The sequence below is a fragment of the Chitinivorax sp. PXF-14 genome, assembly GCF_040812015.1.
GTDB lineage: Bacteria > Pseudomonadota > Gammaproteobacteria > Burkholderiales > SCOH01 > JBFNXJ01.
The window spans coordinates 384,613-399,346 of sequence record NZ_JBFNXJ010000001.1; the positions used below are offsets into that span (position 1 = coordinate 384,613).

Below are 14,734 nucleotides of genomic sequence, written 5' to 3' on the forward strand. Positions count from 1 at the left end.
GCCAGCCCACTCCCACCCACCTACGGAGCCCCATCATGAATGAAGTCGTCATTGTTGCAGCAGGCCGTACCGCCATTGGCAGTTTCGGTGGCAGCCTTGCAGGCGTCAGCGCGCCCGAACTCGGCGCCCAGGTCATCAAGGCCTTGCTGGCGAAGACCAGCATTGCCCCGGACCAAGTCAGCGAAGTGATCCTGGGTAACGTGCTCACCGCAGGTCTGGGTCAGAACCCGGCGCGTCAGGCACTGATCAAGGCCGGCCTTCCGGTCGAAGTGCCGGGCATGACCATCAACCAGCTCTGTGGCTCCGGCCTCAAGAGCACGCACCTCGCGGCGCAGGCCATCATGCAGGGCGATAGCGATATCGTGATTGCCGGCGGTCAGGAAAACATGTCGGCTGCACCGCATCTGCTGCTCAATAGCCGCAACGGCATCCGCATGGGCAATGGCGCGCTCGTCGACAGCATGATCTACGACGGCCTGACCGACGTGTACAACCAGTACCATATGGGCGTGACGGCTGAAAACATCGCCGCCAAGTTTGGCGTGTCGCGCAGCGAGCAGGATGAATTCGCGCTGGCATCGCAGAACAAGGCTGAAGCCGCCCAGAAGGCCGGCAAGTTCGAAGACGAAATCATTGGCGTGCAGATTCCGCAGAAGAAGGGCGATCCGCTCCTCTTCAACAAGGACGAGTACATCAAGCAAGGCGCCACGATGGAGAGTCTGCAGAAGCTCAAGCCAGCCTTCAACAAGGAAGGTAGCGTGACTGCTGGTAACGCGTCGGGCATCAACGACGGCGCCGCCGCCGTGATCATGATGTCGGCCAAGAAGGCCGCCGAGCTTGGTCTGACGCCGCTGGCCTACGTCAAGGCCTATGCTTCCGCCGGCGTCGATCCGTCGATCATGGGCATGGGCCCGGTACCGGCAACCCAGCGTACGCTGGCACGCGCAGGCTGGAGCATCAATGATCTCGATCTGATCGAAGCCAATGAAGCATTCGCCGCTCAGGCGCTGGGCGTGTCGAAAGAGCTGAAGTGGGATATGAGCCGCGTCAACGTCAACGGTGGCGCGATTGCGCTGGGCCACCCGATCGGTGCGTCCGGTGCACGCGTGCTGGTCACGCTGATCCATGAAATGATCCGCCGCGATGCGAAGAAGGGCCTCGCCACGCTGTGTATCGGCGGTGGCATGGGCGTGGCACTGGCGATCGAACGTCGCTAAGCGCTGCTGCCCCCCAAACAGAAAGGCCGTCCAGCAGGGCGGCCTTTTTACTGCTAGGTTTATAGTCTCAAATCCCGCATTCATCCGGCCGCCCTGCCTGCCGATCCGAAGGCGCGGGTGCTGCGTCAGGCCGATATTGTTCGTTCTATGCACATTAGGCGCGGGCTCTCGGGCGCGTCGGCATGTTCGCACGTGTGTTTCCATTGTGGCCGCCTGACGGTGGCCGGTTCATTTTGCTAATTGATGCCAAGGTGAAACAAATGAGATACGCAAAACTCCTGATGTTGACACCCATCGTACTGGCGGCCTGCTCGACCCAGCCGGAAATGGGCTCGCAATCGGCCAAGACCACGGCCACCGGTGCCGCGGCCGGCGGCACTGCGACCGGCGAGAATTCCGTGCTGGAAAAGTGCGGCAAGCCGCTCGGCACGCTGGCCATTACCGAGGACCAGGGGGCGGACTGGTTCCAGATCATTACCCATCAATACCATTTGCCGCCAACGGCCAATGTGCTGCGCCTGCTGGTGCAGCAGAGCAATTGTTTCGTGGTCGTCGAGCGGGGCGCCGGTTTCCGCCAGATGACCAACGAGCGGGCATTGCAGGCCTCGGGCGAGCTGCGTAGCGGATCGAGTTTCGGCAAGGGGCAGATGGTCTCGGCCGATTACGGCCTGACTCCCAGCGTGGTCTTCAGCAGCAACGATGCGGGCGGCCTCGGCGCGGCGCTGGGCGGGCTCATCCCGGGCGGACACGCTATCGCGGCAGTGGCCGGCTCGGTCAAGTTCAAAGAGGCGCAGACCATGCTGACGCTCGTCGACAACCGTTCTGGCGTGCAGATCGGCGCGGCGGAGGGCAGCTCGTCGAAGACAGACTTTGGCTTGTTCGGCGGCTTGCTTGGCGGCGGTGCGGCAGGTGGGCTGGGGGGCTACACCAAGACGCCCGAGGGCAAGATGCTGGCGGCCGCCTTTACCGATGCCTACAACCAGCTGGTGAAAGCCTTGCGCAACTACAAGCCGCAGGAGGTGCAGGGCGGCCTGGGTACGGGCGGCCAGCTCAAGGTGCAGGGCTCGGATGCCGTGCGCAACGACAGCACGACCAGCGCCCCCGGCGGGAAGAAGAAAAAGAAGAACAACTGAATCGGTGCGGCATTGGCAGGCCACCCTCGGGTGGCCTTCTGTTTGGCGGGCCTGGCGGGCATGCCCCAGGCGGGGGGCTCGGCGATATTAGCGTTGGGGCAGGCCGTCAAACCGGGCTACCGTCACGTGTGCGTCGTCCGGCCCGTTTCGTGGGAGCAGTGCCGCAAGCATGCGGTCGGGCAGTTCCTGCTGGAAGAAGCGGGAGGCATAGCGTCGGGCGGCCTGGCCAAGGCTGGCGCCGCTCCGCCTGTCCTGTCTCAGTGCGAGCAGCAACTGCTCGGCCCCGGACGAGTCGTCGAACAGCAGACCATTGACGCCATGGTCGATATAGTCGGCAAAGCCGCCGCGCCGGCCGCAGACCACGGGCAGGCCACTGGCCATGGCTTCGAACACCACGCGGCCGTATGCCTCGTACCAGCTGTCGCTGGTGCGGTAGATGAAGGCGTCGAGGCTGGCGAGAAAGCTGGCATTGTCGATGGCGCCGGCCGGCAGTAACTCGATGCCCGGTTCGCCATCGAGTTCGGGAGCGAGACAGGTACCGCCCATGATCCTCACCCGCACGCCCTGGTGCGCCAGCCGTCGATACAGAGCGATGTCGTCCGTATGATGTTTTTTCAGCGTGTCGCGGCTCAGGCGTCCGACCGTGAAGGGGCGGGAAGCCTGAGGCGTGCGGCGATCGATCGCGAGAAACGGTGCGACATCGATCGGGCTTTCCAGCACCTGGCCCGGGTAGCCGGACAGGGTGCGCAGCGCGCGCGAGGTATGAATGATATCGGTGCCGCCGCGTGCTTGGGGCAGCCTGCGCAGCACCTTGTCCAGGCGATCCGGCTGATGCGTGTTGTAGAGCACCACCTGGCGCTCGGGGTTGGCCAAGCGCGCCCAGTGGCCAATACGGAAATATACGCCGACGAATACCAGCGTACCGCGGTGAGGATACTGCAGCAGCCACGGGCGGATGCGCCGCACCGGCAGATCGGCGTAGGCCGCTGCCGGCTCGTATTCGGACCATAGCCGCACGTCGGCATGGGGCGACAGGTCGTGGAACATCTGTACGGTGCGCCGGTCCGCCCCGCCACAGGGGTCCCACAGGGGGTTGACGAGATGGATGAGGGGGCGTGACTTGGCGGGCATGACGGGCTTCCATGGCTAGCGTCCGGCCATGGTAGGGGGGCTATGTCAGCCAATTGTGTGCAACGTGTAAAAAACTGTGTCGCGCAGGGCCCGATAGAGAGGGCAAGAGGCTGCCTGACGAGCCACCCGTCTGGGGCGGCCGTCAGGCATGGCGGGGATGGGCGGGCGAGCCGTGACCGGCGCTGTGAAAGGGCCGCCGTACCTGGCTACGGCGTATCGGCCGACAACATGAATGGCAGATCGGGCAGGCTGCCGCCTTGCTCCGCGCTGGCGCGGACCTGCGCTTGCAAGGGCGCCAGATCGAGCCCGTTTTGGGCAAGCCAGGCGTCGTTGTAATAGCTGTGGGCATAGCGCTCGCCACCATCGCAGAGGATGGCGACGATGGAGCCGGCCTCTTCGCGCTCGCGCATCTGCCTCGCCAGAAACAGCGCGCCGATGAAATTGGTGCCGGTCGAGCCGCCAACGCGGCGGCCGAGTCGCTGTGCCAGGTAGTGCATTGCCGCGAGCGATAGCGCATCGGGCACCTTGAGCATCGCATCCACCACGTCGGGGATGAACGAAGGCTCGACGCGCGGCCGGCCGATACCTTCGATGCCGGAGCCGCAGGGCAGCGTGAGCGAGCTGTCGCGACTGCGGTAGTAATCGAAGAACACGGAATGTTGCGGGTCCACACACAATACGCGGGTCGCATGCTGACGGTAGCGCACATAGCGGCCGATGGTGGCCGAGGTGCCGCCCGTGCCGGGGCTGGTGACGATCCAGCTTGGAATCGGGTGGGGTTCGAGCGCCATCTGCCCGAACATCGATTCCGCGATATTGTTGTTGGAGCGCCAGTCGGTGGCGCGCTCGGCATAGGTGAACTGATCCATGAAATGACCGCCAGTCTCGCGTGCGAGGCGGGCAGATTCGCTATGGAGGGTGGTTGGATCGTCCACCAGATGGCAGCGTCCGCCGTAGAACTCGATGGCCGCGATTTTCTCGGGCGAGGTCGTGGCAGGCATCACCGCGATGAAGGGCAGGCCGAGCAGGCGTGCGAAATAGGCTTCCGAGACCGCGGTCGACCCGCTCGATGCCTCGATCACCGTGCCACCAGGCTTGAGCCAGCCATTACTCAGTGCATAAAGGAAGAGCGAACGCGCCAGGCGATGCTTGAGCGAGCCGGTCGGGTGGCTCGATTCATCCTTGAAATACAGGTCGATATCGGGATAGGCCGGTAGCGACAACGCGATCAGGTGCGTGTCGGCCGAACGGTTGAAATCCGCCTCGATCTTGCGGATGGCGTGGATGACCCAGTTGCGTGTATTCATGTTTGCCCCAAAAACAACAAAGCCCGGCACATTGTACCGGGCTTTGCCGTGGGGCTCGACCTGCCGATTAGTTGGCGGTCGCAGCCTTCTTCGTGGCGGTCTTGACTGCATCGGCAGTCGCAGTCGTTGCGGCCTTGACCGATGCATCGGCAAAGTCGGCAACTTGCTTGGCAGCCTTGGTCAGGCTGTCGACAGCAGCGGCAGTTGCAGCAACCGAAGACTTGACGGCGGCAACGGCAACATCGGTGCCAGCCGGAGCGGACTTGGCCGCCTTGTCCAGTGCGCTGACCAGTGTCTTGTTGAAGCCGGATACGCGCTCTTCGAACAGGCCCGACAGCTCGGCTTGAACTTGCGAAGTGGCTTCGTAAACGGTGCGGCCGTAGGCGGTAGCGGATTCGGTAGCGGCTTCAGCCAGCTTGTTGCGCAGGGTGATGGCTTCTTGCAGATCCTTCACCGAGGACAGGGCCTTGGCGCTGTCTGCGCTTTGCTCGAGGGCTTGCTTGGCTGCATCGAGATTGATCTTGAACAGACGCTCGGCGCTGCCCAGGGAAATTTGTGCCAGACGCAGAACGGTTTCCACGTTGGAGGTTGCCAGTTCGGTCAGTTGCTCTTGGTAGGACATGTATTCAACTCCTTCGACAAGTTAGTTATCTAGTGCACGACAAGCGTCTCTTGTGGCGTGCAATTCATGAGGGCTGGCGTGGCATCGGCTGGTCGGCTCGATGACGTTTGTTTAGCCGCCCTCTTTCTTATTTCTTGTGCTTTGCACAAAATGTGAGACGATGCTACTGCCGGGTTTAGAGCCTGTCAACTAAATTTGTTGCGGCGCATCAAGAATGGAATGCAGTCCATGCCGCAGTGCGGTTGAACTGTTATAATGTCCTATTAATCAACGAATTGTAATGTTTGCCGACGGACCATCTCCGGTATGCGGTAAACTAAATATGTTTTCTTCTGCAGAGACAATTAAAACGATGGAGAGGGTTATGAGCGAAGAAAAAAGGGTGATCAAGAAATATCCGAATCGCCGACTATACGACACGGCGACCAGCTGCTATATCACCCTTGAAGATGTCAAGAAGCTGGTGCTCGACCATGTCACGATCCAGATTGTCGACGCCAAGACGCACGAGGACATTACCCGCAGCGTACTGCTGCAGATCATCCTCGAAGAAGAGTCCGGCGGCGTACCGATGTTCACCTATGATGTGCTGACGCAGATCATCCGTTTCTACGGCCATGCGATGCAGGGCCTGATGGGCAACTATCTGGAAAAGAATCTGCAGATCTTCACGCAGATGCAGGAGCGCCTGCAGGAGCAGACCAAGGCGGTCTACGGCGACAATCCCATCCTCAACAACAATATGTGGGGGGATTTCCTCAAGTTCCAGGCGCCGGCCATGCAGGGCATGCTGACGAGTTACCTCGAGCAGTCCACCAATATGTTCGTCGACATGCAGCAGCAATTGCAGGATCGCGCGCGTAACCTGTTCAGCGGCTTTGGTTTTCCGGGTTATCCGACCGCCGACGAGGACAAGGCCCAGCCGCCGTCCGAGCCGCCGAAAAAGACTGGCGGCTAAGCCGCTGTTTACGGTAACATTCTGTTTTTAAACGGCCTCCGGTGCGTCGACCCGGGGGCCGATTTTCGTTTGGCTCGTTCGTTCGGGTACCGCACCCGGCAAAACATCGCGGGGCAGGGTGTCGCTCCCATGCCTCGATACCTTCCGCGTCGTGGACTGACGGCGGAATGTCGTAACAAGGAAGATTCATGACCCAAGCAACACCCAAGGTTGGCTTCGTAAGCCTAGGCTGCCCCAAGGCCCTCGTCGATTCCGAGCAAATCCTCACGCAACTGCGCGCCGAGGGCTATCTGATCTCGAACAGCTATGACGACGCCGATCTGGTCGTGGTCAACACCTGCGGCTTCATCGATTCCGCCGTGCAGGAATCGCTTGATGCGATCGGCGAGGCCTTGGCCGAGAACGGCAAGGTGGTGGTGACCGGCTGCCTGGGGGCCAAGGGCGATGTGGTGCAGCAAACCCATCCGAAGGTGCTGGCCGTCACCGGCCCGCATGCCACGGCCGAGGTGATGGGTGTGGTGCACGAGCACCTGCCCAAGCCGCACGATCCGTTTACTGACCTGATCCCGCCGCAGGGCGTCAAGCTCACGCCGCAGCACTATGCCTACCTGAAGATATCGGAAGGCTGCAACCATCGCTGCACCTTCTGCATCATCCCGTCGATGCGCGGCGATCTGGTCAGCCGGCCGGTGCACGAAGTGCTGCGCGAGGCCGAGAACCTCGCCAAGGCCGGCGTGAAGGAGCTGCTGGTGATCTCGCAGGACACCTCGGCCTATGGCGTCGACGTCAAGTACAAGACCGGCTTCCATAACGGACGCCCGGTCAAGACGCGCATGACTGAGCTGTGCCAGGCGCTCGGCGAGATGGGCATCTGGGTGCGCCTGCACTATGTCTACCCGTATCCGCACGTCGACGAGATCATTCCGCTGATGGCCGCGGGCAAGGTGCTGCCTTACCTCGATATCCCGTTCCAGCACGCGTCCAAGCGCATCCTCAAGGCGATGAAGCGCCCCGCCAACGCCGATAATGTGCTCGAGCGCATCAAGGCCTGGCGCGAGATCTGCCCGGACCTGACGATCCGTTCGACCTTCATCGTCGGCTTCCCCGGCGAAACCGAAGCGGATTTCCAGGAACTGCTGGCTTTTCTTGAAGAGGCGCAACTCGATCGCGTCGGCTGTTTCACCTACTCGCCGGTTGACGGCGCCACGGCCAACGATCTGCCCGACCACGTGCCGGAAGACGTGGCTGAAGAACGCAAGGCACGTTTCATGGAGCTGCAGGCCCGCATCAGTGCCGAGCGCCTCGCGCGCAAGGTGGGGCGGACGCTGTCGGTGATCATCGACGAAGTGGACGAAGAGGGCGCCGTGGGCCGTACTCAGGCCGATGCGCCGGAGATCGATGGCCTGATCTACCTCAACGATCCGGAGATCGATGTCGAGGTGGGCGACATTGTGCAGGTCATCGTTACTCACGCCGATGAACACGATCTGTGGGGCGACCTGGTGGCATAGTCCGCCGGTGCGCTGGTGGTGGTTCAAACAACAAGGCCGACGATTGATCGTCGGCCTTGTTGTTTTTGCCCGGCTCGCGTCAGCCAGGCACCGGCACGGTCTTGTCCTTGAATTCGCACAGGTCGACGATCACGCAGCGCCAGCATTCCGGCTTGCGTGCCTTGCATACGTAGCGGCCATGCAGGATCAGCCAGTGGTGCGCATCCTGCTTGAATTCGGCGGGCACGACCTTGAGCAGCTTCTGCTCGACTTCATCGACGTTCTTGCCCGGCGCGAGCCCAATGCGGTTCGAGATGCGGAAGATATGCGTGTCGACGGCGATCGTCGGTTCGCCGAAGGCGGTATTGAGCACCACGTTGGCGGTCTTGCGGCCCACGCCGGGCAAGGCTTCCAGCGCTTCGCGCGTGCGCGGCACCTCGCCGTCGTGTTGCTCGATCAGGATGCGGCAGGTGGCGAGCAGGTTCTTGGCCTTGCTGCGGTACAGGCCGATGCTGTTGATGTAGCTCTCGAGTGCTTCCTGGCCCAGTGCGAGGATTTTCGCCGGGGTATTGGCGACCGGGTAGAGCCGGCGCGTGGCCTTGTTCACGCCGACGTCGGTGGCCTGCGCCGACAGCAGCACGGCGGTCAGCAGCTCGAACGGCGTGGTGTATTCGAGCTCGGTCGTCGGGTGTGGATTGTTGTCGCGCAGGCGTTCGAAGATCTGGCGGCGTTTGACGGCGTTCATGAGGATTTGAGGTCTGGCGGTTGAGGGGGGGGGGTGTCGGCTGCTGCGCGTCGGGCGGCGGCACGCGCCATTGCTGCCTTGATGATCGCCTGCTTGTCCAGTTGTGCCTGTGCGGCCACGGGGTCGCTGGCGGCGCGCAATGCCGCCTCGGCTGCGGCCTGGCGTGCCTGTGCTGCCTTGGCAGTCAGCCGTGTGGCGCGCTCCTGTTTGTCCCGCGCGAGGCGGAACTGGCGAAATTCATGGCGCGCACGTGCCTTGTCGCGTGCCTGCTGCCGGGCCGGCTCGGCTAGCTCCGGCACGGTGTGCATGCTGATGCAGTCGACCGGGCAGGGGGCAATGCAGAGTTCGCAGCCGGTGCATTCCGCGGCAATCACGGTATGCATGAGCTTGGCGGCACCGACGATGGCATCCACCGGGCAGGCCTGGATGCACAGCGTGCAGCCGATGCAGACCGCCTCGTCGATCAGCGCGACAGCCCTGGGTTTCTCGATGCCATGGGCTGGATTGAGCGGCTGGTAAGGGCGGCCGGTCAGCGCGGCCAGTGCGCGAATGCCCGCATCACCGCCGGGCGGGCATTGGTTGATGTTAGCTTCACCCGAGGCGATCGCCTGGGCATAGGGCTTGCAGCCCGCGTACTGGCACTGGCGACATTGCGTCTGGGGCAGCAGGGCGTCGATCTGTTGGACAAGCAGGTGGATATCGGCAGGCATGAGGGATTAAGAAGGCTGGCAATGCAGGTGCTGGCAATTGAGCCGAATTATCCCCTCTTCGCATCGGCAGAGACAATAGCGCGCCCGCCGGCATGGTGCGCCGCGGCTAGCTGCTTATTGTGCGACGACGAACAGGTAGTCGGGCTCGCCTAGCGGATAGCTGCCCGCAATTTCCTGCCAGTGGCCGCTGGCGATGTCGGCCTGCAGGCGCGAGAGCCCGGTTTCCAGTTCCGTCGCCTCGATGTCATGGCAGAACGTGCCGATGGCGCTACGGAAGGCTTGGTCGAGGTAGCGCGCAGGGGTGTACTTGGCGCTGTAGAGAAAGCCATCGGTGTGAACGGGTTCTTCACCCGGATGAGGGACAGACCATGGATGAAAGTGGACCTCCGCAAAGCCGGCCTGGATCAGGTCGCGGCGCAGCTGATCCCGTGACGGAAATTTCAGCGCCGAGCGTGCAATGGCCGTGGGGAAGTAGGCGTTGAGCCAGTAGTAGGCGAAATACTCGCGACAATTGGTGAATTCGATGAAGCGTCCGCGCGTCACGCGGCGGATGTCGCGGTAGGCGTCGAGCCTGGGTTGCCAGTAGTGGCTCGACAGGGTGCTGATGGTGACGTCGAGCGCCAGGTCGGCGAACGGGAGCATGGTTGCGTCGCCTTGCAGCCAGGTGAGCTTGGGGTGCTTGGCCCGTGCCTGCGCCAGCATGGCGGGCGAGCGGTCGAGGCCGATGATGTCGAGCCCGCGCTGGGCCAGTGCTGCCGTGTAGTTGCCGGTGCCGCAGCCGATATCGAGCACGCGCGGTAGCTGGTCCGGGCGCCGCCCGATCAGTTTCAGCAGCGGTAGCAGCACCGCTGGCGAAGCATGTCGAGTGGCGTCGTAATCGGACATGGCCTGCTATCGGCGCATCAGGCGATGGCGCGCACGCATTCGCCGACCAGTTCCGGCCCGCGATAGATGAGCCCGCTGTAGAGCTGCACCAGGCTCGCGCCGGCACGCATCTTTTCCTGCGCGTGCGAGCCTTCGAGTATGCCGCCGACGCCGATGATCGGCAGGGCGCCATCGAGGCGACTCGCCAGCTCGCGGATCACATGGGTGGACTTGGTGCGCACGGGGGCGCCCGACAGCCCGCCCTGCTCGTTGCCGTGCGGCAGGTTTTCCACCCCGGTCCGGGCCAGCGTGGTGTTGGTGGCGATCACGCCATCGATCTTGTGCTCGACCAGCAGGTCCGCAATCGCGCCGATCTGCGCGGAATCGAGATCGGGTGCGATCTTGACGGTCAGCGGCACGTAGCGGCCGAACTGCTCGGCAAGCTTCAGCTGCTCCGCCTTCAGTTGTGCCAGCAGGCCGCCGAGCTCGTCGCTCTGCTGCAGCTGGCGCAGGTTCTTTGTATTCGGGCTGGAGATGTTGACGGTCACATAGGTGGCCAACTCATACACCTTTCGCAGGCAGATCAGATAGTCGTCGGCGGCGCGCTCGATCGGCGTGTCGAAATTCTTGCCGATATTGATGCCGAGTACGCCCTTGTAGCTCGATTGCCTGACGTTCTGGATCAGCTTGTCGACACCATCGTTATTGAAGCCCATGCGGTTGATGATGCCTTCCGCCTGCGGCAGGCGGAACAGCCGTGGCTTTGGGTTACCCGGCTGCGGGCGCGGCGTGATCGTGCCGATTTCGATGTAGCCGAAGCCGAGATCGGCCAATGCATCGATGTGGTCGCCGTTCTTGTCCATGCCGGCGGCCAGGCCGACCGGATTGGGAAACTCGATGCCCATGACGCGGCGCGGCGCCGTCTCGACATGGCCGGCAAAGGCGCGGGCAAAGCCGCAGGAATGCAGGAAGTCGAGTGTGGACAGGGTAAGGCCGTGGGCCGTTTCCGCGTCGAGGGCGAACAGCAGCGGGCGAGTCAGGGCGTAGACGGTGGTCATCATGCGTGTGCGGATATCTCTGGCAAAACCCGTGAATTATACCGGATCGCGCCGATTGCCACGCCGCGCGAGACAAACTATTTGCCGGCAGGGCCGGCCGGCGTGGTAGCCACGACCTGATTGACTTCCAGTTCGAGTGGGGTGAGCCGCCGCCAGACGCCACTGCGCAGCCCTTCGACGGGCTGGAAGTTAGTCTTGTAGGCCATCTTGCGGCAACGCTCGATCCAGTAGCCCAGGTAAACATAGGGGCGGTGCATCTTGCGCGCGAGGGCGATCTGCCACAGCACGTTGTAGACGCCATAGCTCGCCCGCTCGTCGTCTGGATCGAAGAAGGTGTAGACCGACGATAGGCCGTCATCGAGCTCGTCGATCAGGCTGACCATCTTGAGCTCGCCCTCAGCCGTGCGGAATTCGGCCAGCATGCTGGCGACGTGGCTTTTCAGGATGAAGCTGCGGTACTGCTCTCGGCTGTCTTCGTCCATGCCGCCGCCGGCGTGGCGGCTCTCCTGGTAGTGGCGATACAGCTGGTAGTGTTCCTCGCTGTAGGCGAGCTTGACGATGCGTGTCACCAGCCCTTGGTGGCGGCGCCAGACCTTGCGCTGCGTGCGGCTGGGGGTGAAGTCGAGCACTGGGATGCGCACCGGCACGCAAGCCTGGCAGCGGTCGCAGTGCGGGCGGTAGGTGAACAGCCCGCTGCGGCGAAAGCCCGCCCGCACCAGCTGACTATAGAGTTGCGGATCGATCAGGTCGCCGGGGATGGCGACCTGCGAGCGTGCCAGCTGATCCGGCAGATAGCTGCACGGGTAGGGCGCTGTCACATAGAACTGGATCAGTGACTGGCCATTTTCGCTGAGCTTACTCATCGGGTGGCCTTCTCGGGGATCAGGGTTGCACTGTCGTCGAAATGCCAGGGGCCGGGGCGGTGGCTGTCCCGGGTCAACAATTCCAGTCTAGCAGCGAAATCGCGCCGTGGAATTTCCCGCGCACCGAGGCTGGCGAGATGGCCTGTCTTCATCTGGCAGTCGATCAGGCCGAAGCCCCAGTGCTCGAGCTGTCTGACCAGGTGCACATAGGCGATCTTCGATGCATCGGTACGCCGCGAGAACATCGATTCGCCGTAGAACATCCTGCCGATTGCCACACCGTAGAGGCCGCCAGCCAGCTCGCCGTCCATCCAGCATTCGATCGAATGGGCGTAGCCGAGTTCATGCAGACGACAGTACGCGGCGACGATCTCTTCGACGATCCAGGTGCCGCCATCCGCGTCGCGTGGCGCTGCGCAGGCACGCATGACGGCTTCGAAGGCGGTATCCACGCGCATTTCATACGGTTTGTTGCGCAGTGTCTTGGCCAGCGAGCGGGTGACGCGCAATTCGGCAGGAAACTGGACCATGCGCGGGTCCGGGCTCCACCACAGGATCGGGTCACCCTGCGAAAACCAGGGGAAGATGCCGCGCCGGTAGGCGCAGAGCAGGCGCTCGGGCGACAGGTCGCCGCCCGCCGCCAGCAGGCCGTTGGGCGCAACGAGCGCGCGCTCGAGCGGTGGAAATACGTGGGATGCGCCAAGCCAGCTCAGCATGCTGGCGATGAACCTTCGGCGACCGCGTGTGTCGGAATCGGCTGGTGCACGGTCTGGCCGCAATCAGCCGTGTTTACTTGGCCTTCTGGGGGGTGCAGTTTGCGCACAGGCCGTACAGGTACATCGAGTGGGATTCGATCGTGAAACCATGTCTGTCGGCAATGGCGTCCTGGCGTTTCTCGATTTCCGGATCGAAGAACTCCTCGACCTTGCCGCATTTCACGCATACCAAGTGGTCGTGATGGCCGCCCTGGTTGAGTTCGAACACGGCCTTGCCGGATTCGAAGTGATGGCGCACCAGCAGACCCGCCTGCTCGAACTGGGTCAGCACGCGGTAGACCGTGGCCAGGCCGATGTCGAGGTTCTCGGCCAGCAGCAGCCTGTAGACATCTTCTGCAGACATGTGACGTTGCCCTGCGGTCTCGAACAGATTGAGGATCTTCAGGCGCGGTGCGGTGGCCTTGAGGCCGATGTCTTTCAGGTCGCTGGCTTTGCTCATGGTGATACAGGTCAGGGCTATTGATTTCGGTTATAGTATAGCGTTTGCGTGCCGTTGCAAAACCAGCGGCCTTCGCGACATCTCTCCAACTGCTACACAAGTTATTGTCCGCAATGCGAAAAATTCTGATTGCCGCCACACTCGGGGGCGTCCTCTCCGCCTGCAGCGTGTTGACCCCATACAAGCTCGATATTCAGCAGGGCAACTACATCACCGAGGACATGACCGCCAAACTCAAGGTTGGCATGACACGGAACCAGGTCCGCTATGTGCTGGGTACGCCGCTGCTGGTCGACCCGTTCCACGCCAATCGCTGGGACTACCTGTACCGTGAGGTCAAGGACGGCAAGCTGTCCGACAGCAAGAGCTTCGCCGTGTACTTCGAGGGCGACAAGGCGGTGAAATTCGAGGGAGAGACCTTCCCGCCGCAGAAGGGCTTCATTGCCGCGCCGGCGCCGAAGAGCGAGCGTGAGAAGACCCTTGAGCAAGCCAGCCAAGCCGCGTCGCGTAAGGCCCAGAGCGAGGGCGCCAAGGCGCCTGACGGCAGCAAGCCCCAGTAAGCGCTGAGACCATGCCGCCACGAGCGGCACATTACCGGATTCAATCATGACTACACTGAATATCGCCATTGCGGGCGCTGGCGGCCGTATGGGCCGTACCCTCATCGAAGCCGTGATGCAGGCAGAGGGTTGCGCCCTGTATGCGCTGCTGGAGCATGCCGGCAGCAATCTGCTCGGGCAATCCGCTTCCTTGCTGGTGCCGGGGGCGCCGGATGTGCCGGTGCGTGCAGACATCGAGGCCGCCTTGCAGGGCGCGGATGTGCTGATCGACTTCACCCGGCCCGAGGGGACGCTCGTCCACCTCGACATCTGCCGCAAGCTTGGCGTGGCCATGGTGATCGGCACCACTGGTTTGAACGACGAGCAGAAGGCAAGGCTGGCCGATGGCGCCAAGGATATCGCCATCATGTTCGCCCCCAATATGAGTGTCGGCGTCAACCTCACGCTCAAGCTGCTGGAAATGGCGGCCAAAGTACTGAATACGGGCTACGACATCGAGATCGTCGAGATGCACCACCGCCACAAGGTCGATGCACCGTCGGGCACCGCGCTGCGCATGGGCGAAGTCGTGGCCCAGGCACTGGGACGTGACCTCAAGGAGTGTGCCGTGTATGGGCGGGAGGGTGTGACCGGCGAACGTGATCCGTCGACGATTGGCTTTGCCACGATGCGCGGCGGCGACGTGGTTGGCGACCATACCGTGGTGTTTGCCACCATGGGTGAGCGCGTCGAGATCACGCACAAGGCATCGAGCCGCGCCACCTTCGCTCAGGGGGCGGTGCGCGCCTCGCGTTATCTGCAAGGCAAATCTGCCGGGTTGTACGATATGCAGGACGTGCTGGGTCTGAAGTAGGCGGCAGC

General features: G+C 62.7%; 16 protein-coding genes. 6 read left to right on the plus strand and 10 right to left on the minus strand.

Annotated elements, in window-relative coordinates:
* Positions 1-35 precede the first annotated feature (35 nt).
* Positions 36-1,217, plus strand: coding sequence for an acetyl-CoA C-acetyltransferase (locus tag ABWL39_RS01800; protein ID WP_367786604.1), 1,182 nt, complete (start codon positions 36-38; stop codon positions 1,215-1,217).
* A 281-nt stretch (positions 1,218-1,498) separates the two neighbouring features.
* Positions 1,499-2,350: a CsgG/HfaB family protein gene (locus ABWL39_RS01805; protein WP_367786915.1), complete on the plus strand. Its 852-nt coding sequence runs from the start codon at positions 1,499-1,501 to the stop codon at positions 2,348-2,350.
* Between the two features lie 87 nt (positions 2,351-2,437).
* Here the strand turns inward: ABWL39_RS01805 and ABWL39_RS01810 are convergent, their stop codons facing one another.
* The 3 genes from ABWL39_RS01810 to ABWL39_RS01820 all read right to left on the minus strand — a co-directional run bounded on the left by ABWL39_RS01810 (position 2,438) and on the right by ABWL39_RS01820 (position 5,410).
* Complete coding sequence (locus tag ABWL39_RS01810) at positions 2,438-3,481, minus strand: glycosyltransferase (RefSeq protein WP_367786606.1); 1,044 nt, start codon at positions 3,479-3,481, stop codon at positions 2,438-2,440.
* 206 nt (positions 3,482-3,687) lie between these two features.
* Positions 3,688-4,788 carry a PLP-dependent cysteine synthase family protein gene (locus tag ABWL39_RS01815; protein WP_367786608.1) on the minus strand — a complete coding sequence of 367 codons (1,101 nt, stop codon included), beginning with the start codon at positions 4,786-4,788 and terminating at the stop codon, positions 3,688-3,690.
* A 67-nt stretch (positions 4,789-4,855) separates the two neighbouring features.
* Positions 4,856-5,410, minus strand: a complete 555-nt coding sequence (locus tag ABWL39_RS01820; RefSeq protein ID WP_367786610.1) for a phasin family protein — start codon at positions 5,408-5,410, stop codon at positions 4,856-4,858.
* 364 nt (positions 5,411-5,774) lie between these two features.
* On the opposite strand from ABWL39_RS01820, the gene phaR reads away from it, so the two are divergent.
* The gene (phaR, locus tag ABWL39_RS01825) at positions 5,775-6,368 is read left to right on the plus strand and encodes a polyhydroxyalkanoate synthesis repressor PhaR (protein WP_367786612.1); all 594 of its coding nucleotides are present in this window, start codon (positions 5,775-5,777) and stop codon (positions 6,366-6,368) included.
* Positions 6,369-6,556: 188 nt separating this feature from the next.
* Positions 6,557-7,879 carry a 30S ribosomal protein S12 methylthiotransferase RimO gene (rimO, locus tag ABWL39_RS01830; RefSeq protein WP_367786614.1) on the plus strand — a complete coding sequence of 441 codons (1,323 nt, stop codon included), beginning with the start codon at positions 6,557-6,559 and terminating at the stop codon, positions 7,877-7,879.
* Between the two features lie 79 nt (positions 7,880-7,958).
* Here rimO and nth read toward each other — a convergent pair whose 3' ends face one another.
* The 7 genes from nth to fur all read right to left on the minus strand — a co-directional run bounded on the left by nth (position 7,959) and on the right by fur (position 13,313).
* The gene (gene nth / locus ABWL39_RS01835; RefSeq protein WP_367786615.1) at positions 7,959-8,603 is read right to left on the minus strand and encodes an endonuclease III; all 645 of its coding nucleotides are present in this window, start codon (positions 8,601-8,603) and stop codon (positions 7,959-7,961) included.
* Positions 8,600-9,313, minus strand: a complete 714-nt coding sequence (gene rsxB / locus ABWL39_RS01840) for an electron transport complex subunit RsxB (protein ID WP_367786617.1) — start codon at positions 9,311-9,313, stop codon at positions 8,600-8,602. Before rsxB ends, nth begins: the two co-directional genes overlap by 4 nt.
* A 114-nt stretch (positions 9,314-9,427) precedes the next feature.
* The gene (locus tag ABWL39_RS01845; RefSeq protein ID WP_367786619.1) at positions 9,428-10,198 is read right to left on the minus strand and encodes a class I SAM-dependent methyltransferase; all 771 of its coding nucleotides are present in this window, start codon (positions 10,196-10,198) and stop codon (positions 9,428-9,430) included.
* Between the two features lie 17 nt (positions 10,199-10,215).
* The gene (locus tag ABWL39_RS01850) at positions 10,216-11,238 is read right to left on the minus strand and encodes a quinone-dependent dihydroorotate dehydrogenase (RefSeq protein WP_367786621.1); all 1,023 of its coding nucleotides are present in this window, start codon (positions 11,236-11,238) and stop codon (positions 10,216-10,218) included.
* Positions 11,239-11,312: 74 nt separating this feature from the next.
* Positions 11,313-12,098 (minus strand): arginyltransferase, encoded by a 786-nt coding sequence (locus ABWL39_RS01855; protein WP_367786622.1) that lies wholly within the window; start codon positions 12,096-12,098, stop codon positions 11,313-11,315.
* Positions 12,095-12,814, minus strand: coding sequence for a leucyl/phenylalanyl-tRNA--protein transferase (gene aat / locus ABWL39_RS01860; protein WP_367786624.1), 720 nt, complete (start codon positions 12,812-12,814; stop codon positions 12,095-12,097). Before aat ends, ABWL39_RS01855 begins: the two co-directional genes overlap by 4 nt.
* Before the next feature lie 73 nt (positions 12,815-12,887).
* The gene (fur, locus tag ABWL39_RS01865; protein WP_367786626.1) at positions 12,888-13,313 is read right to left on the minus strand and encodes a ferric iron uptake transcriptional regulator; all 426 of its coding nucleotides are present in this window, start codon (positions 13,311-13,313) and stop codon (positions 12,888-12,890) included.
* A gap of 113 nt (positions 13,314-13,426) precedes the next feature.
* Between fur and ABWL39_RS01870 the strand changes: the two genes are divergently transcribed.
* Positions 13,427-13,873 (plus strand): outer membrane protein assembly factor BamE, encoded by a 447-nt coding sequence (locus ABWL39_RS01870; RefSeq protein ID WP_367786628.1) that lies wholly within the window; start codon positions 13,427-13,429, stop codon positions 13,871-13,873.
* A 46-nt stretch (positions 13,874-13,919) separates the two neighbouring features.
* Entirely contained in the window at positions 13,920-14,726 is an 807-nt protein-coding gene (gene dapB, locus ABWL39_RS01875) for a 4-hydroxy-tetrahydrodipicolinate reductase (RefSeq protein WP_367786629.1), read from the plus strand.
* The last annotated feature ends 8 nt before the right edge of the window (positions 14,727-14,734 follow it).